Below are 19820 nucleotides of genomic sequence, written 5' to 3'. Positions count from 1 at the left end.
GGTACTATCTGCACTCAGCTACCTTGTACTCACTTTAAACTGCCTCGACTATACATTTTCGTTTTCAGTTCCGTAAAATGTTTACAGTTATTCTGCTATTAATGGCCAATACATATGCCAAAAACATATGTATAGGAACGTTAAATATCATTAAGTAATAATAATCAATCTATTAATATAAACATATGTTGCTTTGATGACTGAACTGGCTTATGATGTAACCAACTTAATACAATTAATATAAACATTTATAAAATCAATACCATAGCAAGCCGATTTGATACTTTCAAAGGTTCTATCTTTATGTTTTTTTCTAAAGTTAATATGGTTGTTCTAGCTACGCATACCTAATAATAGGGAGAAACTGATTGTCAACAGCTAATAATGCTACAAACCCAGTAATAACGGATCTCTGCCAGCTTGTATATCTGAGCCACATTACTTCGACTGGTCTTTCAAATGCCAGCACACTTAATGACATCGCAGAAGTCTCAATTAAGAATAACAATACTGATAATATTACTGGTATTCTTTGCTACGGCAATGGCTACTTTTTGCAATGTATAGAAGGTACTGAGCAAGCATTGACCAATCTCAAGAACCGTTTATTGGTAGATGAGCGACATAAAGATTTAACGATATTGGATTTTTCAGTTATCGCTGAGCGCCGTTTTTCTGGTTGGTCACTACGCTCTATTACACTTGAGCGTTGGATGGTTAATGAACCTAAGCTCAAGTCATTTATGCCCTTTAAGCCTGATCTTTGGAAAGCTGATGAATGTAAGCAGTTCCTAGATATTTTGCAAGACTACTATGATGAAGAAGTTAGAAATGGTGATACAGATTCTCAGCCCATAAAATATAGTACGCTGGGTATAACGTTGGGTAAAGTGGTAGGGCAGCATCAAGCTTTTTTCTTGATTCAGGCTATATTGGGTGGATTGATCGTATTGGCGTTGCTTTGGTTGATACTGTAACGCAAGATTTGAGAGCAGTGATAAGCGGGTAATATTTAAATAAAACAGTCAGCATTCTATGCTGACTGTTTTGGTATATTAAAAGTGAAAGTGTTGAAATGAAAGCGTTGAAGCCTAAAACCTTTGCTGAGTATAAGAAATGAGCAGGCATAAAAAAAGCCCAATCACGATATGTTGTGATTGGGCTTTTTCGTTGGTACGCTTAACAGTCTTATATAATGCTTTACAGCAATATTGCTAATAAGTGACGCCAAATAGTGGCGTCCCCAGGGGGATTCGAACCCCCGTTACCGCCGTGAAAGGGCAGTGTCCTAGGCCTCTAGACGATGGGGACTAGTATAACAACACTTCAACTGCTTTCACCGTTTATGCTGAAGTGGTGCGTATTCTAATGGTGTCTGCGTTTTCTGTCAAGCCTTTTTCTACGTCTTTTTAAAATTAAATATCTTTTTTTGATGGCGCGGCGAGGATGCAAATCGTTGCGCTTTAAATGATACCGAATCCATAAAGAAGTACACGCGCTGATAGTCAATGCTAGCAACATATAACCAATGATTGTGCCCCATAATTTTAGCTGTGGATCCATGATAAAGTCCCTCCTATTAAGCCTCGATAGCATTTGCTAATAAGACATCGCGAGCAACTTAAACCATCTATGGGATATAACTAATGCAGCGCTTGAGCGCGATACCGTATTATCAGGTAACTCATACGGATTGTCTAAAAGTATGACACCTAAAAAATATTAAATACTGCCATCTATGTATCTTGATATCAATCATATCCCTATTGATTGTCAAAGCAAGATGTCAAAGTCATCAAGTATTACAAATAACACTATTATTGATGCTTAGCAACATATGATGTGTGATAAGTGACTTATTTATCATCAGTCAGTTCTTCACTGGTTTGCTCAGCATGCATCGCATTAGACAGCATAGGGTAGTGATTGAGAATATAACAAAATAGCTCAGCAGTTTTTTGCGTATCATATAAAGCGGAGTGTGCATCTTTACCATCAAACTCCAGCCCCGCTGCCTTACAGGCACGTGCTAGCACTGTTTGGCCAAACGCTAGTGCCGATAGGGTCACGGTATCAAACACTGAAAAGTTATGAAAAGGGTTGTGGTTTTTGCTATTGGTACGTAGCACCGCCGCGTTTAAAAATGCTAAGTCAAAATGGGCATTGTGGCCGATCAAAACGCATTGACGGCATTCTTCAGTACGGCGTACTTCTTTTAAGCCTTTAAAAATGCGGCGTAGTGCGGTTTTTTCATCTTCAGCAATGGCTTTGCGCAGCGGGTTTTTAGGATCGATACCAGTAAAGGCTAGCGCACTTGGTTCTAAATTTGCGCCTTCAAAGGGTTCTACATGGGCATTAAGTGCCTCGCCCGGATAAAAGATGCCCTGTTCATCAAGTAGTATGGGAATACAGGCAATTTCTAACAAAGCATCCGTTTGAGCATTAAAACCGGCTGTCTCAACATCGACGACGACAGGTAGAAACTTACGAAAACGGTCTTTTAAGCCCATCGGCGCTTGTTCGTCCGCTGCGGTATCTTCAGTATGCACGCTTGAAGCAATATTGAGACTCTCCTCTACGTTCTTTGATGAGTTGTCGTCAGGTAAGGCGGCATCGTTTTGAGTGGTCATATCAGGTTAAGTCGCTTTTATCAGTCGTAACGTTATATTGAATTAAAAAATAAGCATCCTATGATAAAAGCCACACCGCTTACTATAAAGGTGTTATTCCTATCATAGGATAAAATAAAGGAGATATTACTTAGTCAGGCTTATCCTTTAATAGACCAAGGCAGCATCTCGCCAGCCATCAGCGGGGTCAGTGAGCTACCGTCAAAATAAGGATATGCTGCTGGCACTTGCATAGGTGTATTGAGCAAAGTAATGGTACTCTCATTTACGGGCAAGCCGTAAAACTGAGCGCCAAAACGACTGGCAAACCCTTCTAACTTGTCTATTTTGCCGACACTATCAAAAGCGGTGGCGTATAGTGGCAAGGCAGTTGCAGCGCTATAGCAGCCCGCACAACCGCAAGCCGCTTCTTTTTTATCTGTGGCGTGCGGGGCCGAGTCGGTGCCCAAAAAGAACTTTGGATTACCACTTGTCGCAACATCTAATAACACTCTTTGATGGCTTTCCCGCTTCAAAATAGGTAAGCAATAAAAATGCGGCTTGATACCACCAACCAATAGGTGGTTGCGGTTGAACATCAAATGCTGTGGGGTAATGGTAGCAGCAACATGGTTGCCTTGAGCCAATACAAAATCCGCAGCATCACTAGTGGTTATATGCTCTACCACGATTTTTAACGTGGGGAATTTTAGGATGATTTGTGCCAAAACTTCGTCTAAAAAACGCTTTTCACGATCAAAAATATCTACATGATCTTGTGTCACTTCGCCATGTATCAGTAGCGGTAAATTGTATTTTTCTAGTGCTTCGAATATATCGACACAGGCGTTGATGTTGGTGACACCATCTGCTGAGTTGGTGGTTGCCCCAGCAGGATAAAGCTTGACTGCTTGTACGATACCTGACTGCGCTGCCAACTCGATATCTTGTGCAGTAGTATTGTCTGTCAAGTATAAGGTCATCCGCGGATCAAAGGCTGATTTTCGTTCAAGGCTCAAATCACTCGCGGCCAAATGATCCATGATACGTGCGCGGTAGGCACGAGCATCATGGGCATTCTTGACTGGTGGTACTAGGTTCGGCATGCAAATGACACGGTTAAAGCTATTTGCTGCGTGCGCTACGGTCGTGCTCAGCGCTTCGCCGTCACGCAAATGGATATGCCAATCATCTGGCTGTAGGATGGTCAACTCTCTAATCGAATCAGTCATAGTGTCAAAGCGCTCTATATCGTCAAATAAGGGAAACAAAAGGGAGTGATACTGTGCGACTATCATAACAGATTTGCCTACTTGACTAAATATACGGCTAAATATCTGTACATAATTCCTTGGTCAATTTTCCATGTATCCGTTTTAAAGATTACTTTAATATGGATAGTTAAAATGTACTCATTCAACATTTAAGCCAAAAGCACACGCCTTATAGCAGTTAGACTTTTGCCTATAGTAAATATGATGTACACTGAGTAAGCAATTTGTCTTTTTATTTACACTTAGTGCTTTTATTAACACTAAATTCCCATAATAGGAGTTATTCATGGCTCAGCTTGATCCAAAAAATATTAATAAAATCGTATTGGCATATTCAGGTGGTCTTGATACTTCAATCATCGCTAAATGGCTACAAGAAACTTATGATGCGGAAGTGATTACCTTTACCGCTGATATCGGTCAAGGCGAAGAAGTTGAGCCCGCACGTGCTAAGGCCAAGGCCATGGGTATCAAACATATCCACATCGAAGATTTGCGCGAAGAGTTTGCTCGTGATTACGTATTCCCTATGTTCCGTGCCAATGCCATCTATGAAGGTGAGTATTTACTCGGTACTTCTATCGCTCGTCCGCTCATCGCTAAGCGTTTGGTTGAGATTGCTAAAGAGCACAACGCCGATGCCATCAGTCATGGTGCAACGGGTAAAGGCAATGATCAAGTACGTTTTGAGTTGGGCGCTGTGGCCTTATCGCCAGATGTTGTAACGATTGCACCTTGGCGTGAGTGGGATTTATCGAGCCGCGAAAGCCTGATGGAATATGCCAAAGAGCATGACATTGCCATTGACTATGCTGGCAATAAGAAAAAATCTCCTTATTCAATGGATGCCAACTTACTCCATATCTCTTATGAAGGCGGTGTCTTAGAAGATCCGTATGCCGAAGCAGAAGATGATATGTGGCGCTGGTCAGTTAGCCCAGAAGAAGCGCCTGACGAAGCACAATATCTAGAATTAGAATACGAAAAAGGTGATATCGTTGCCATCGACGGTGAGACACTTAAGCCTTACGAGATTATGATTAAGCTGAACGAAATTGGTGGAAAGCATGGTATTGGTCGTTTAGATATTGTCGAAAACCGTTACGTTGGTATGAAATCACGTGGCTGCTATGAGACGCCAGCTGGTAACATTATGCTAAAAGCGCATCGCGGCATCGAGTCACTAACGCTTGATCGTGAAGCGGCGCATTTAAAAGATGAGCTGATGCCACGCTATGCAAAAATTATCTACAATGGCTATTGGTTCAGCCCTGAGCGTATGATGTTGCAAGCGTTGATTGACAAATCACAAGAGTACGTTAATGGTACAGTGCGTGTAAAATTATACAAAGGTGCTGTGAGCGTAGTTGGTCGTAAGTCAAATGATTCATTATTTGACGAAAAAATCGCTACCTTCGAAGATGATGCGGGCGCTTATGATCAAAAAGATGCAGAAGGCTTCATCCGTTTAAATGGTCTACGTTTAGCCATCGAAGCCAGCCGTGGTCGCGATTTGTCAAAGTAATACCAAAACCCAAAAATACGATTAGCTGCGTCAAACTCGTTTAGCCTACAACACGTAGTACTTGCACTTGTTTTCCTTGCTACTCTAATTTTGGGGATTGTTATAAGATTTTAGACGGTTGTGAGTGAAGTAGAATAGTAATTTTCGATAAAAACAGAGGCCTATATAAATAGCGCCTCTGTTTTTTTTGATTATACATTTTTACTTATCTTGTGCACTTTCAGTGCTAGGCTCATCATCATCTATCATCACAATGGCCACATCTTGCTGTTGATGTTCTTTGATAATATCCTGCTCTAACACCTCAGCTGTTGCCAGCGTGGCGCCATTAGATTTTTTTATTTGATATTTGATGGTCGCCAGCGCCCCAAGTATACTGATGACCAGAATAATAATGAGAATCACTGGATTTTTCCAGAGCGGTGTTGATGCTTCGTATTCAATCGGTTTTTCACTGATCGTTATGGGAGTGTTTTCGCTGTTACCACCTAGCAACCCCAAACTAACTAGAGGAGGTTTGGGCGGGCTGGTGGGTTCAGAGTTAATACGTAGTCGATTTCGACTGAGATAAATGTCAGATATTTTTGCCAGCTGCAATAACCAGCGTTGATGCGGTAAAGCAACTGCATGCATTTCTGTAAATACAAGCATGTCGTTATGCCGCCCTTGTTGCAAATTATCAGGTGAGCGACCGATTGCTTTTAAGTAGTTGCCAGTTGCCAACCGCATGTCTTGTACTGGCTGATGGTTCTCAGGTTTAAATGAGGTCAGTTCATACCAGTAAGGGTCGAAAAGTGGTGGCGTGTTTTCTGCTGGTGATGCGGACTCTTTATTATGATTTGTCTGTTTTAACTCGTCATCGATAGAGGTTAAATGGGACTCGCTCGCTACAAAACGTGCTGCTGACAAAAACTGTGGTTGCAATGCAAACCATTTATTCAATTCATTATTATCAAGTTGGCTATATTCTGCCAATATCGCTAATTCACGTAAGACGATCACGCACAAAGACGTGAGTAAAATTTGGACTTGTTGCGTCGTCGCACCAATCTGTGCGGCAATGTGATCGCTGGCTTTGATCACGCGGGCGTTATCATAAAATATTGCGTCAGCGGCATCATGACGATGATATAGTGTCGCATTGATGGTCATAAAGTTCATAGAATTATATTGCCGTAACTCTTTGACCGCCGCACGTCCAAACAGTTTCTTGCTAACGACTGGCCCTTGATGCTGCTGATAGGCAAGAAGGGTACTGATGATGGCCTGTAAGCTGGCATTCATGGCCAAACGTGCTTGCGGTAGTGAAAGCTGAGCGGCGTCTGCCAATAATGACAGCATAGGCATGGTATCTTGATATAGAAAATCATACATCGACACACGTGTCGGTGAAATAGTCGTCATAATCTGCTAGCATTAAAAAGTGTGCCCCTATCTTACGGTGCCAAATGCCTCGATACAATCCCTTAAGAATAGAAATTTTCAATCATTTTATTGATAACGATATAAGTCATACCAAGAATAACCGTTGGAAGTATTTATGAAAAATAACGAAAACCATAATATGCAGCTAGTGATTAATATTGCTGAGCAAACCTTAACCGTATATCAGCAGCAAAATGAAGTTCATACGTACTCAGTATCTACTGCGAAGAATGGCATAGGTAGCCAGCAAGACAGTGGTTGTACACCACTTGGTCAACATATCATTGCAGAAAAAATCGGTGGTAGCGCACCTATAAACGCAGTATTCGTTGGACGTGTACCAACTGGTGAGCAATATAGTGCTGAGCTTGGCACTTTATATCCTGAGCGCGACTGGATACTGAGCCGTATTTTATGGCTGAGTGGTCTTGAAGAAGGAATTAACAAAGGCAGTAACAGTCAAGGCGGCTGTGATACTTATCAGCGTTATATTTATATTCATGGTACGCCAGACACTGAACCGATGGGTTTGCCACTCTCGCATGGTTGTGTGCGTATGCGTAATAAAGATATTCTGGAGCTGTTTGAACAGGTAGACGAAGGGACGCTCGTGACTATTGTTGCGGGTTAAATGAGTATAATTGTTGTGAGTTAAACAAGTACATAAAAAAGACAGCCCTAATATGAGCTGTCTTTTTTATGTTGGCTTTTTACTCTCTGATAAGGAGACTTACCAAAATGTCGAAGTGTCTCTAACGTTGGCCAAGCGTTTTTCGGCGTGCTTATGGTCTTTTTTTAGCGTGGCGGCAAACCAACCCGCTCCATAAAGCGCATTAGCATCTGATGCTGATTTTAGCTGATAACGCTGTTGATATTGAGTGTGATCAAGATGCTCTTCCACTGCTTCTTGTGCTTCTATCACGCGTTTTAACCAGTGCTTGGTTTTCTTTTTAGACGATTTTTTGTGAAATACTGGTGCAGAAAACTCACTGATATAGTGTAACGCTTTTATCTGCTGAAGCAACTCTAGCTGTGTTTGCTCTTCGTCGTTGCTTTCTGAATCCACACTTTGTGTATCAGCACTCTGTGTATCAGCGCTATCAAGCTCAGCATTGTCTGCATCATCGAGTTTTTCATTGAATTTAATGATGTTTTTATGCTGCTGGGATAGAGTTTTTGTGAGCGGATCGATGGCAGGCGTATCGGCTTGCGGTTCGAGATCTGGGTCACTCATGGTAAAAGCAATAAGTTCTAGTAAGGTGAGCTGAAAGTCATTGGCGCTTACCGCATCCATCGGCTTAATTTTGAGCGCATCAATGTCTTTTGTCCAGTCAATCGCAGGCGAGCCATGTTTCTGTAGTTCAGGTTCAACATGATTGGCTAGATAAGTTAGGTCATTATAATCACTGAGCAAGGTGGTAGTTTGCTGTAGTATTGGTTCCCAATCCGGATTGATTTCATCAGAAAAATCTGCAAATGCCTTTATAGCAGCGCGCAAACGATGAATGCCAATTTGCAATTGTAAGACGTGTTCATCGTCAGTGCTACCAGCTACGATCGCACTGCTATTCGGTAGTATTTGCAACAAACAGTTATGTACTGCTGCGCGTACGAAGGCAGGCATACTGGTTTTTTTATCGATTGTTAGCTGGCTAAGATCAGCGCTAACGGCTTGACTATGGCTTTGGCTTTCAATGAGCAGTCCACCACGTTCCGCTTTGGTGACGGTAGATAGGCAAAGCTTATAGCGCTTGCACCATGTTTTGGCTGTCATAAATAAAAAATCTAAATCTCCCGATACCAGTTCAAACTCAATCTCTTGAATAGCATCTCGCTGGCTGTCATCGTTGCCGTGGATAATTTCACCATGATCGTATGCCATCTCGATACTGTTATCATGACTATCATCCGTATCGCCACTTGTTTTTTCTACTAGCAAGCGTGTGGTGCGCTGCACATCCGTGACATACAGTCGTGTTAATTTTTTAGCCAGTTTTTTGAGCTTAAAATCCTCTAAAGTAGGGTCGACTGCGGTATCTTTATAAATGGTTAAATCTGGCACGAGCGCATCATTATCGAGCATCGCTTGTACTTGCTCATTGTCCAGTATGGCATTGTGCTCTAAACGTGCTGCAATACCATCGCCGCCAGCTTTTAGGGTCTGTACCCAAGTATCGCCTTCTTTACGAATACGCAAACCAATACCAGCCTGTGCAAGTTGTTGGTCAGGTGTGTCGTAATAATGGGCAGCCAGTTGCGTGATCTGTGAAGATTTGACTTTTGCTTGACGCATCAAACCTTTTAATCGTGCTGCTGGTACCAAAAACTTCAGCTCTATCTCTTGCATGACGGCTCCTAATAATTCTGAATGATGGCTTTGATTAACAATTATTAGTCTACCATTCTATGATTGTTTAAATCGTAATAAAAAAGCCGCCCTACATCATGTAGAGCGGCTTTTTTTGTAACTTATGATTATAGACTGTCGGTTATTAGAACTGGTTCATGGTGTTTTTGCCGCCGCCAGCTTTAAGGGCATTGTCACCAGAGAAGATTTCTTTGTGATCGTCACCAAGATCAGAACCCGCCATTGCTTGGTGCTTCACACAAGCGATGCCTTCACGGATTTCTTTACGTTGTACACCCGCTGCATAAGCAAGCATACCTTCTTCACCGAAGTAGCCTTTAGCAAGTTCATGGACGCTAAGAGCAGTCGTGTGGTAAGTCGGTAGCGTGATTAAGTGATGGAATACACCCGCTTCGCGTGATGCATCACGTTGGAAGTTCTTGGCGGCAATGTCAGCTGCTGCATCAAGTTCAGTACCGTCGTAATCAACACTCATCAAGTCATCTTTATTGTACGCAGAGAGGTCTTTGCCTTCTTCTTCCCACTGAGCGATCACTTGCTTACGGAAGTTAAGCGTCCAGTTGAATGATGGGCTGTTGTTGTATACCAGTTTCGCTTTAGGCTGCTGCTCTTTGATACGGTCAACCATCATTTTGATGTGCTCTACGTCTGGAGTCGGTGTTTCGATCCATAGTAGATCAGCGCCGTTTTCTAGAGCAGTCACACAGTCAAGTACCACGCGGTCAATGTTCGTTTCTTCACGGAACTGATATAGGCCGTTAGGTAGACGAACGGGACGTACCAATTTGCCGTTGTGCTTAAGCAAGCTGTCGTTTTCTTTGGCATTTTCTAACGTGACTTCTTCCATCTCAATAAAGTCGATGTATTTAGACGCAAGATCGCCTGGCTCATTCGACACTGGGATTTTTTGCGTTAATGATGCGCCTTCAGAGTCGGTACGTGCAACGATGACACCGTCTTCAACACCAAGCTCTAAGAATGCATAACGGATAGCGTTTAGCTTAGAGATAAAGTCTTCGTGCGGTACAGTTACTTTACCGGCTTGGTGACCACATTGCTTAGCATCAGATACTTGGTTTTCAACCTGAATAGCACAAGCACCCGCTTCGATCATTTGCTTAGTCAATAGGTAAGTGGCTTCTTCGTTACCGAAACCTGCATCGATATCAGCAATGATTGGCACCACATGCGAATCAAAGTTTTCGATTTTTTCTACGATAGCTGAGGTATCTTGACCCGCTTCTTCAGCAGCATTTAGCTCGCGGAAGTAATCGTTCAATACTTTAGCATCTGCTTGACGTAAGAACGTGTAGATCTCTTCGATTAGTTTAGGTACTGATGTTTTTTCATGCATAGATTGGTCAGGTAGGGGACCAAACTCAGAACGTAGCGCCGCTACCATCCAACCAGATAGGTAGATATAAGTTTTAGAGGTTGTACCAAAATATTTTTTCTTAGCGTACATGGTTTGCTGTGCTACAAAACCATGCCATGCACCTAAAGACTGAGTGTATTGAGACGTATCATTGTCATAATCTTCCATGTCTTGACGCATGATTTTTGCAGTATATTTGGCGATATCTAGACCGGTTTTGAAACGGTTCTGTGACATCATACGTGCAGCATCGGTTTCGCTGATATTTTGCCAGTTACCGTGTTTTTGCTTTAATTCACGTACTAAATCGATCGCTGATTTATATGCAGTTGACATCTATAGTCTCCTTGGTGGGGTGTGAAAAATCAATAAATTAAGTGTTAAAATAATAATTTTGTGATGCTAGTAAGTTTTGTATCAATGCTATCGCCATCTTACAAAGGTCTTCTTTACCCTAAACAAACCTGTGCATTAATACAAGGAGATTGCTGAACTCATCAGTTGACAAATAGTTGCTGATCTATAAATAGTTACTCAGCTCGTGTACGTATCTCTAAGGCGTTTGAGTATTTAATAGGCAGTCGTGTCATAATTGGCAACAAGAGGTGTTACAATAATACATTCACTTGGTATTGTTTTGCTGCCGATATAAACTGCTAATTTACTATGTGGTTATAGTATTTTTTAGACAGTAACTGGCTTATAAAAATCGGATTTATTGTCTGTATCGCAAATCCTTTGTTAAACTAACTATAACTGCCTTACTAAGATTTATCTAATTTATGATAGTTATCTTTAGTATTTTCATTGGTTATAGTATATATATAACAGTATCTTACGTTGGGTATATTGAGTTATAACTGACGGAAATCGCATTAATTCGGATAAAAAACAACAAAACCATGCTGTGGTAGACTATAAATTATTAAAACAGTACTAAAAATACCACGCCTATAATGGTATTTATTCAAACGCCAAGAGAAATACATATATGAATTTGCAGCGGGTAGATTTAAATTTATTGGTACATTTAGATGTGCTGCTACGAGAAAAAAACGTCACTCGTGCAGCCGAGCAGCTTGGCATTACCCAACCTGCAATGAGTAATATTTTGCGTCGTCTACGTAAACTCTTTAATGATCCATTGCTTGTACGTTCCTCTGAAGGTATGACACCGACTGAGCGCGCTTTAGAACTACAGCCTCGTATCCGTGAGATATTGGCTGATTTGACGCAAGTATTAGAGCCGCGCACAGAGTTTCGTCCTTATAGTACCTCGCGTGTTTTTCGTATTATGACGTCAGACTATGCAGAAGCGACTTTAGTGCCTAAATTGGTCAAGGCGTTACGTTCTGAAGCGCCTAATGTCATTCTGGATTTTTTGACACCATCCGACGTCTCCTATCGCGATATGGAGCAGGGGCGTGTTGATTTGGCGATTAACCGCTTTAATGAGATACCCCAGAGTTTCCACCAAGTACTGGTATGGCGTGATACTTTTAGTTGTTTGTTATCTTCAGAAAGCCCTTATGCCAACCGTTTTAATTTAAAAAACTATCTGAAAGCTCAGCACGTTTGGGTTTCTAAAACGGGTATGGGCGTGGGATTTGGGGTGAATCCAGAAAAATCTGGTGGCTTGGGTTCTATCGATCAGGCACTCCAGCGTTTGGGGCAAAAGCGCCAAATCAGTGTCTTTACCCGCCATTATCAAATGCCAGCCATGCTAGCTGCTAACAAAGATTTGATTGCGACCTTGCCCACTCGTGTGGCAAAAATGCAGGCCAACAATGACAGCATTAAGATGGAAGAACCACCATTTTTTATCCCTGAGTTTGAGCTAACTATGGCATGGTCACCTTTACTACAGCACCATCCAGCACATCGATGGTTACGCCAGCTCATCATGCATGTGGCACGTCAAATTGTTGATGAAGAAGAGAATCCACCGCAAGAAATTCCGGTGACGAACCATTTATTTTGATGGTCATCTATTTTCTGAAACGTTCGATGACAATTTTTGAGTGACCTATCTCTCGATAATATACCCACTATTTATTAAACCAGCCTTATGGCTGGTTTTTTATTTGTACATTCTATAAAGCGTTTAATCTGTTGACATTTCTTGCCTAAAATTTAGGTTTATTCACTAAGACAGTCACATTCTTAACATCTTACGCACACTTCTTCATAACTTGTAAAACTACTCACTGGGTATTTTGTTATTATCAATGGACATTAAGAAAAAAGAGAATTAGGAGGTCTATTGTTAAGCTATAAGCTATTATTTAAATTTAAAAAATACTAATAGAGTATGACAATCCAAGCCCTAACGATATGAATTTTCTAAATTATAAAATGTTAAACCAATAAAATATTCCAATAAATAAGGACAATCATCATGGCAGATATTATTACCGTAAACCCAGCAACGGGCGAAGATATTAAAGAATATAACTATATGAGCACTGATGAGGTCAACAGTATTGTTGATGCCTCACATCAAGCATTCTTAGAATGGCGTAAGACCAGCCATGAAGAGCGTGCAAAAGTCATCACCTCTATTGGTGAGACGTTGATGAAATACAAAGAAGAGCTGTCTAAGCTAATGACGGAAGAGCGCGGTAAGCTCTATAGCCAAAGTCTGCAAGAAATAGACTTGTGTAAAGCCATTTGCGATTACACCGCGGAAAAAGGTATCGCCGCGTTAGCAGATGATGAGCGTGACATTGAAGGCATGAAAAAAGGTATCGTTACCTATCAGCCTATCGGCGTCATTTATGGTATGCAACCTTGGAATTTCCCAGCGTATCAAGTATTCCGTTATACCATTGCCAACTTGATGGCTGGCAATAGCGTTTTGCTCAAGCATGCAGCAAACGTGACGGGTTCGGGTCTATTGATTGAAAAAATATTTCATGAATCTGATTTGCCAAACGATCTTTTCCGTACGATTTTAATCGATCATGATCAATCAGAAAAATTAATCGCTCATGATAAAGTACGTGGTATCACGCTTACAGGTAGTGATGGTGCGGGTAGTATTGTGGGACAGCAAGCTGCAAAAGCAATCAAAAAAGCGGTTTTAGAATTGGGTTCAAACGATGCCTTCATCGTTTTAGAAGATGCCGATTTAGAGCTAGCAGTAGAAACCTGTACCCAAGCGCGTCTCGTCAATAATGGCGAAACTTGCGTTGCAGCGAAACGTTTCATCGTCGTTGATAGCATATATGAGGATTTCCGTAAGCGTATTATCGAAAAATTCGAAAATGCAAAATCAGGCGATCCAATGGCTGAAAGTTCTGCTTTGGGTCCATTGGCGCGCAAGGATTTGCAAGAAAAGTTACATGAGCAAGTAGAAGAAAGCATCAGTAAGGGTGCTACCATTGCAGTTGGTGGTAAGCTACCAGAAGGCAAAGGCAGCTTCTATCCAGCGACTATTTTGGAAAATGTCGAAAAAGGTCAGCCTGCTTATGACGATGAATTGTTTGGGCCAGTCGCCGCTTTAATACGTGCGAAAGATCAAGATGACGCATTGCGTATTGCTAATGACAGCCGTTATGGTTTAGGTGGCGCTATCTTCTCCAAAGACGAAGAAAAAGCCATTCGCTTAGCGCGTGAAGAGTTTGATACTGGTATGGTTTATATCAATGGTTATGGCCTTGCAAATCCAGCACTGCCATTCGGTGGAGTGAAAAACTCAGGTCATGGTCGTGAGCATGGTGGTTTTGGTATTAAAGAGTTTGTTAATATCAAAGGTCTACATGTCCACAATGGCTAATAGTATTTATAGTCAAAGCATTTATAAATGGGTACGGTGTTAACCTTGCTTGCTGTACAACGGTACTACCTGCACTCGGTTGCCTTGTACCCACTTTAAACTGCCTCGACTATAGACGCTTTATTGTTAAGAAATTCTAAGCGTTTATTTATAATAAATACCGAAAAGCCCCATCATTCAATAGTGAGTGATGGGGCTTTTTTATGGTTAATGATTTTTCAGCAACGAGGGGATTTTGTGATTCGTAACGATTTTTGCTGTTAAATGCTGTCAAATAAGGACACGTTCTAACTGTCTAAATACAGCTTCAAAGGCAAAGTCGGCAAAAAAGTACTTTGTGGATTGTGTGTTTGATCGTGATTCAACGAAAGCACGCCTTTTGCTAACAATGCAACGGTCCAAGGCAGCAGCTGATGCTCAAGCTTTTGCACGCGTGCTTGTAGACCATCTGTTGTATCTTTTTGAGTGACTTCTAGCAAGGCTTGGGTCAAGACAGTTCCAGCATCAAGCTCAGCGGTAACCACATGAATACTACAGCCATGATGCCGCTCACCTGCTTGTATAGCACGTTGATGGGTATCAAGACCTTTATAAGCTGGTAGCAGAGAGGGATGCAAATTAATCATTGGTGCTGGCGCGTTATCGATAAAGGCGGCGCTCAATACCCGCATAAAACCAGCCAGGACAATGAGGTCTGGTTGCCATGCTTTCAGCTGATCGCTGGCATGCTTCTCAAAGGTCTGAATGCCCATACGTTTGCCGTTTGCCACGTGTGACAATATGGCTACAGGGATAGCAGCGTCATTGGCACGTGTGATGGCATAAGCGTCATCACGGTTGCTAATGACACCTACGATCTCAATCGGCAGCTCGCCTGCTTGCATCGCATCGATTAACACTTGCAGATTGCTGCCACTACCCGATACCAAAACAACCACTCTTAAGGGTTTGGTAATATGGTCAGTAGGATTAACCGATGCAGTATTAATCGACATTAACGGTATACCACTGCATCTGTGTCGCGCGTGACCATTTCGCCCAACTGCCATGCGGTTTCACCAGCATCGTTTAACGTCTTGATTGCTGCTTCTGCTTTATCTTTAGGGACAACAATGACAAACCCGACGCCACAGTTAAAGGTGCGATACATCTCACTTTGCTCGATATTACCTTGCGTTTGTAGCCAAGTGAACAGCTCTGAAAACTGCCAGCTGTTAGTATCGATACTAGCAGCCAAGCTCTCTGGTAGCACACGAGGTAGGTTGTCGGTCAAGCCGCCACCTGTGATGTGTGACATTGCATGTAACGCTGCACTGCCAAGCGTATCTTGCAAGGCTTTAATGGCTTTTACATAAATGCGAGTAGGCGCCATCAGGGCGTCTTGAATCGGTTGGCCATCTAGTTGCTTATCGCTGCTAGTGATATCAACACCGCTGACTTCGATGACTTTGCGAACCAATGAATAACCATTAGAATGAGCGCCACTTGAGGCAAGCGCAATCAATACATCACCTTCAGCGACATTTTCGCCTGTGATGACTTCGGCCTCTTCGACCACGCCCACACAGAATCCAGCCAAGTCGTAATCCTCATCTTGGTACATACCTGGCATCTCAGCAGTTTCGCCACCGATAAGCGCGCAATTTGCAAGCTTACAGCCTTCGCCAATACCAGTGACGACAGTAGCCGCAGTGTCGATATCGAGTTTACCAGTTGCATAATAATCTAAGAAGAATAATGGCTCTGCACCGCAAACCAATAGGTCATTGACGCACATAGCGACCAAATCAATACCGATAGTGTCATGACGATTCAGTTGTAAAGCCAGTTTTAGCTTAGTACCGACGCCGTCTGTACCTGAAACCAATAAAGGAGAGGTGTAACCAGTTGGAATGCGACAAAGCGCGCCAAAGCCGCCAAGTCCGCCCACAACCTCAGGACGAGAGGTGGCTTTTGCCACTGATTTAATACGTTGAACCAGCGCATCGCCAGCATCAATATCAACGCCAGCATCTTTGTAGCTTAAAGAAGGCTTGTTGCTCATGGTCATCTCACAAATTTTATAGGGAATGAAGGTCAGTCAGTAGAAAAGCGAGTTGGTCGTGTTAATTCTGCAGATAGTGCGCGCATTATACCCAAAAATGACCCACACTCGCAAAGCAACTTGCCGATATTTGGCCGATATTTCACTAGGATTTGCTACAAGTCATCAAGAATGAGTCAAGAAACAAAAAATGACTGATTTTTTGTTGGACTCTGCGATAATAGAACGCTAAATTTATCTCGTTTTTATGACCATTTTCAAAATGAAGACACGCCCTATTCATTATCGTGATGTTATGGCCCAGCAAAACACGTGAACCTTAATCACGGTACTGTCTTAAATTAGCCTACTCACAGGATTTCTTATCATGACAAACCAATCAATAGATCCCTTTTTTCGGCGCTTATTTATTGTCGTTGGGATAGTGGTGGCTGTTTTTCTATTGTATTTGATGCTACCAGTGATTGTACCGTTTGTCTTTGCTTTCGTACTCGCTTATTTATTCAATCCGCTGGTCAAGCGCTTGTCGAGACACCTCAAGCGTTGGGTGGCGATTATCATTGTTTACTCGACCATTACTTTAGGAATGGCGCTGCTACTTTGGTGGTTGATACCGACATTGTGGCATCAGTTGCAAGCAGCATGGGAATATTTGCCTAAAGTTTTAAATTGGTACAATCAAGTGGTACGTGAGTGGTTCATCAATAACAGCCGTATTCGTCTGCCGCAACTAGAGTCCAAAGAATTCTCTGATACATTGATGGATTACATGCAAACAAATTATAAGTTTGCAGATGCCAGCACCATGATGAGCCAAATCATTGCTTCGAGTATGAATTTTATCAATAGTGCAGGACTGATTGTGTTGGTACCGATTTTGACCTTTTATTTTTTATTCAATTGGGATCAGCGGTTGCACACATGGAAGATGGCGCTTCCGGCTTCTTATTGTAAACAAGTCGTCAATATCGCCCAAGAATGTGACCGTGCGCTGATGGCTTTTATCAAAGGTCAGTTATTGGTAATGGTGTTATTAGGGGCAATTTACGCGATACAGTTGCAGCTCATCGGACTTGAGCTTGGACTTATCATTGGTATGGTTGCTGGTATCGCAAGCTTTGTTCCTTATTTAGGGTTTGGTATTGGTTTTATCGCCGCCATCATTGCGTGCTTATTTCAGTTTGGCTTGAATTGGACGTATCTGTCATTGATCGTTGGGGCATTTTTAGTCGGACAAGCCGCAGAAGGGTATGTCCTACAGCCATTGTTATTAGGCGATAAGATTGGTCTATCGCCGCTGTGGGTTATCTTTGCGGTATTAGCGGGTGCAAGTTTATTAGGTTTCGTTGGTATGCTGATTGCGCTGCCTGTATCTGCCGTTCTTAATGTATTATTCCGTCATTTATATCAGTATTACCGCTCAACGGATTTTTACAAAGGCCGTAAACAATTGGTTCTGTTTGAAAAAAATTAAGTGATTTATTGTTAAATCAATAAGATAGTGAAATGTAGACTGGGATTGGTGAAGTAGAGAAAAGGAGACTGGGTGCGGTTAAGAAGTAAAAGACTTGTCAGTCATTTTGTAAATATGTTATATATAGGCAGAGTATTGCTAGCGTCAGCCATTAATAAATGAATTCTTAATCAGGTCTGTTTTGATTACGCAATTTTTCGTTTTATTGGTGGTAAAAAAGACGACATATTAACGTACCAAGTCTTTATTCAAAATTATAAAAGCCGTTCAAAGCAAGTTATTAATGGTGTATCCTTTTTTAGATTGCATTACGCAACACGAGTTGACGATTCATGGCAGAAGCACAGCTAAGTCTCAATCTGGACATTAAGCATGATGCAAGTTTAAGCGACTTTGCAGGTCCTGGTTGGATGTCGATTATTGATGCAGTACGACAACTACATGTTGGCTTAATTGGTCAGTTATATTTGTTTGGCAGCCCTGCCACTGGCAAGTCTCATTTACTATCTGCTATTTGTGAATCATTTATTGAAATGGACAAGTCGGCCATCTGTTTGTCTCTCAATGAGCTGATTCATACCGATGTTCATGTACTCTCTTCTTTAGAGAATTTTGATCTGATTGCAATTGACGATTTAGAAGTGCTAGAGCAAAGTAGCCAGTGGCAAGAAGCGTTATTTCATCTAATCAATCGTAGTCGCGAAGGGCAACGTCAGTTATTGTTTGCTGCAAATAAGCCTGCGGGTGATCTGCCTTTTCAACTGAGAGATTTGCTGACTCGCTTGGCACAAGCACCTACGTTTAAAGTCCCTAATGGTGAGAACCAAGCGGATCGTCAGGCATTGTTGCAGTCTATTTTACGGAGGCGTGGTTGGCAATTTGATGGTCGAATTATTAATCATTTGCTGACTGAGGGGCCACATCGTATTGGGGCGATGATGGAAGTGCTCAATTATATTCAGCCGATGTTTTCTAACCTTGGTCGTAGCAATATATCCAAAGCGGTCATCAGTGATGCCTTGCGTACTATTGACGAGCAAACCCTTGTAGCAGAGCTGGCCGACATTGCTCAAGAAACCCAAGTAGATAATGACGCAGCCGATCAAGATCAACATACAATGCCACTTGATTTTTAGCATTAAGAACACAAATTTTTCTACCAAAATGCCTTTACTATTAATGGAATCACTTATGAAACCCAATGTTTCTTTGCTAAAAAAAATGACCATCAGCACGTTGCTTATTGGTGCTGCTTCTGTTCCTATGCTCACGCAAGCAGCTGTCACTTTATTGGTTGATGACCATATAAAAGTAACAGCCATTAACGGGCAAGAAGTTCAGCAAAGTGCTTTTCAGCCACTGACGAAAAAATTCACGCTTGATCCGGGGCAACATGCCATTACCGCTAAGTATGATCGTTTGTACAACTTGCGCCGTGACGAACATGACTATTTGCGCTCAGGAAATGTGAGTGTGACAGCAGAGTTGGCAGACAATCAAACCTATCGTCTCACCATGCCGAATCAGCCAGAAGAGTATACAGCAGCCAAAGAATATGCCAAACGTCCAACTTTGGCCGTGCAACAGAACAATACAGTGATTGCCAGTCAACAAGGAATGGCAGGCAGCCAAGGCGGCTTGCTATCAGGTTTGGGTAAAGCGTTGGGTGGGGTGTTTGGTGGCGCCGATGACGCTGAATTACAGAATCAGCGTGCTATTGCAGCACTCGGTCAACCCTCTGTCGCTAGCCAAAGTAATACGAATGCAGGTACAGTGGCTACTACGAATCAAACTATGAGCATGGGTTCATCTGCTAATACACTAGATCAATTTATGCAGATCTGGCTACAAGCAACGCCTGCTGAGCGTGAAAAAATGCGTCAATGGATGCAAAAATAAACGACTTTTTTTAAAACGTAAAACCATAAAAAAGCACCTAATTAGGTGC

The 19820-nt window shown here is 42.0% G+C and carries 15 protein-coding genes and 1 tRNA gene; 8 read left to right on the top strand and 8 right to left on the bottom strand.

Annotated elements, in window-relative coordinates:
• The first annotated feature begins 368 nt into the window (after positions 1-368).
• A complete protein-coding gene (locus M917_RS01355; RefSeq protein ID WP_021812947.1) occupies positions 369-977 on the top strand; it encodes a BLUF domain-containing protein in 609 nt (202 codons plus the stop codon).
• A gap of 258 nt (positions 978-1235) precedes the next feature.
• Here M917_RS01355 and M917_RS01350 read toward each other — a convergent pair.
• The 3 genes from M917_RS01350 to pyrC form a co-directional block, all read right to left on the bottom strand.
• Positions 1236-1311 (bottom strand) — tRNA-Glu (locus M917_RS01350).
• 545 nt (positions 1312-1856) lie between these two features.
• On the bottom strand, positions 1857-2510 hold the full coding sequence (gene rnt / locus M917_RS01345) for a ribonuclease T (RefSeq protein WP_152513945.1): 654 nt from the start codon (positions 2508-2510) through the stop codon (positions 1857-1859).
• Positions 2511-2770: 260 nt separating this feature from the next.
• The gene (gene pyrC, locus M917_RS01340; protein WP_040641654.1) at positions 2771-3841 is read right to left on the bottom strand and encodes a dihydroorotase; all 1071 of its coding nucleotides are present in this window, start codon (positions 3839-3841) and stop codon (positions 2771-2773) included.
• A 328-nt stretch (positions 3842-4169) separates the two neighbouring features.
• Between pyrC and M917_RS01335 the strand changes: the two genes are divergently transcribed.
• The gene (locus M917_RS01335) at positions 4170-5408 is read left to right on the top strand and encodes an argininosuccinate synthase (protein WP_021812943.1); all 1239 of its coding nucleotides are present in this window, start codon (positions 4170-4172) and stop codon (positions 5406-5408) included.
• Positions 5409-5609: 201 nt separating this feature from the next.
• On the opposite strand, the gene M917_RS01330 is transcribed toward M917_RS01335, so the two are convergent.
• A complete protein-coding gene (locus tag M917_RS01330; RefSeq protein ID WP_021812942.1) occupies positions 5610-6812 on the bottom strand; it encodes a hypothetical protein in 1203 nt (400 codons plus the stop codon).
• 136 nt (positions 6813-6948) lie between these two features.
• On the opposite strand from M917_RS01330, the gene M917_RS01325 reads away from it, so the two are divergent.
• Positions 6949-7464 (top strand): L,D-transpeptidase, encoded by a 516-nt coding sequence (locus M917_RS01325; protein ID WP_021812941.1) that lies wholly within the window; start codon positions 6949-6951, stop codon positions 7462-7464.
• Between the two features lie 99 nt (positions 7465-7563).
• Here M917_RS01325 and M917_RS01320 read toward each other — a convergent pair whose 3' ends face one another.
• A complete protein-coding gene (locus M917_RS01320; protein WP_021812940.1) occupies positions 7564-9180 on the bottom strand; it encodes a CYTH and CHAD domain-containing protein in 1617 nt (538 codons plus the stop codon).
• Between the two features lie 145 nt (positions 9181-9325).
• Positions 9326-10912 (bottom strand): isocitrate lyase, encoded by a 1587-nt coding sequence (locus M917_RS01315; protein WP_021812939.1) that lies wholly within the window; start codon positions 10910-10912, stop codon positions 9326-9328.
• Positions 10913-11567: 655 nt separating this feature from the next.
• On the opposite strand from M917_RS01315, the gene M917_RS01310 reads away from it, so the two are divergent.
• On the top strand, positions 11568-12557 hold the full coding sequence (locus M917_RS01310; RefSeq protein WP_021812938.1) for a LysR family transcriptional regulator: 990 nt from the start codon (positions 11568-11570) through the stop codon (positions 12555-12557).
• Between the two features lie 417 nt (positions 12558-12974).
• Positions 12975-14354: an NAD-dependent succinate-semialdehyde dehydrogenase gene (locus M917_RS01305; protein WP_021812937.1), complete on the top strand. Its 1380-nt coding sequence runs from the start codon at positions 12975-12977 to the stop codon at positions 14352-14354.
• 287 nt (positions 14355-14641) lie between these two features.
• Here M917_RS01305 and purN read toward each other — a convergent pair whose 3' ends face one another.
• Positions 14642-15349: a phosphoribosylglycinamide formyltransferase gene (gene purN / locus M917_RS01300; protein ID WP_021812935.1), complete on the bottom strand. Its 708-nt coding sequence runs from the start codon at positions 15347-15349 to the stop codon at positions 14642-14644.
• A complete protein-coding gene (gene purM / locus M917_RS01295) occupies positions 15349-16398 on the bottom strand; it encodes a phosphoribosylformylglycinamidine cyclo-ligase (protein WP_040641591.1) in 1050 nt (349 codons plus the stop codon). The genes purN and purM overlap by 1 nt, the downstream gene beginning before the upstream one ends.
• Before the next feature lie 367 nt (positions 16399-16765).
• Here purM and M917_RS01290 point away from each other — a divergent pair, with 367 nt between their 5' ends.
• The 3 genes from M917_RS01290 to M917_RS01280 all read left to right on the top strand — a co-directional run bounded on the left by M917_RS01290 (position 16766) and on the right by M917_RS01280 (position 19771).
• Complete coding sequence (locus tag M917_RS01290; protein WP_021812933.1) at positions 16766-17872, top strand: AI-2E family transporter; 1107 nt, start codon at positions 16766-16768, stop codon at positions 17870-17872.
• A gap of 332 nt (positions 17873-18204) precedes the next feature.
• The gene (hda, locus tag M917_RS01285) at positions 18205-19008 is read left to right on the top strand and encodes a DnaA regulatory inactivator Hda (protein ID WP_021812932.1); all 804 of its coding nucleotides are present in this window, start codon (positions 18205-18207) and stop codon (positions 19006-19008) included.
• Positions 19009-19063: 55 nt separating this feature from the next.
• Positions 19064-19771 carry a DUF2057 family protein gene (locus M917_RS01280; RefSeq protein ID WP_021812931.1) on the top strand — a complete coding sequence of 236 codons (708 nt, stop codon included), beginning with the start codon at positions 19064-19066 and terminating at the stop codon, positions 19769-19771.
• The last annotated feature ends 49 nt before the right edge of the window (positions 19772-19820 follow it).

The organism is Psychrobacter aquaticus CMS 56 (genome assembly GCF_000471625.1).
Taxonomy (GTDB): Bacteria; Pseudomonadota; Gammaproteobacteria; order Pseudomonadales; family Moraxellaceae; genus Psychrobacter; species Psychrobacter aquaticus.
The sequence above is the reverse complement of the archived record's forward strand: the minus strand, read 5'-3'. Positions and strand labels throughout refer to the sequence as shown.

Excerpts from the sequence above, each read along its gene's own strand:
- M917_RS01330 (WP_021812942.1), bottom strand. The coding sequence starts at position 6,812 with ATGACGACTATTTCACCGACACGTGTGTCGATGTATGATTTTCTATAT.
- M917_RS01310 (WP_021812938.1), top strand. The coding sequence starts at position 11,568 with ATGAATTTGCAGCGGGTAGATTTAAATTTATTGGTACATTTAGATGTG.
- M917_RS01335 (WP_021812943.1), top strand. The coding sequence starts at position 4,170 with ATGGCTCAGCTTGATCCAAAAAATATTAATAAAATCGTATTGGCATAT.
- hda (WP_021812932.1), top strand. The coding sequence starts at position 18,205 with ATGGCAGAAGCACAGCTAAGTCTCAATCTGGACATTAAGCATGATGCA.
- M917_RS01280 (WP_021812931.1), top strand. The coding sequence starts at position 19,064 with ATGAAACCCAATGTTTCTTTGCTAAAAAAAATGACCATCAGCACGTTG.
- purM (WP_040641591.1), bottom strand. The coding sequence starts at position 16,398 with ATGAGCAACAAGCCTTCTTTAAGCTACAAAGATGCTGGCGTTGATATT.
- rnt (WP_152513945.1), bottom strand. The coding sequence starts at position 2,510 with ATGGGCTTAAAAGACCGTTTTCGTAAGTTTCTACCTGTCGTCGTCGAT.
- pyrC (WP_040641654.1), bottom strand. The coding sequence starts at position 3,841 with ATGACTGATTCGATTAGAGAGTTGACCATCCTACAGCCAGATGATTGG.
- M917_RS01315 (WP_021812939.1), bottom strand. The coding sequence starts at position 10,912 with ATGTCAACTGCATATAAATCAGCGATCGATTTAGTACGTGAATTAAAG.
- purN (WP_021812935.1), bottom strand. The coding sequence starts at position 15,349 with ATGTCGATTAATACTGCATCGGTTAATCCTACTGACCATATTACCAAA.
- M917_RS01325 (WP_021812941.1), top strand. The coding sequence starts at position 6,949 with ATGAAAAATAACGAAAACCATAATATGCAGCTAGTGATTAATATTGCT.
- M917_RS01320 (WP_021812940.1), bottom strand. The coding sequence starts at position 9,180 with ATGCAAGAGATAGAGCTGAAGTTTTTGGTACCAGCAGCACGATTAAAA.
- M917_RS01290 (WP_021812933.1), top strand. The coding sequence starts at position 16,766 with ATGACAAACCAATCAATAGATCCCTTTTTTCGGCGCTTATTTATTGTC.
- M917_RS01305 (WP_021812937.1), top strand. The coding sequence starts at position 12,975 with ATGGCAGATATTATTACCGTAAACCCAGCAACGGGCGAAGATATTAAA.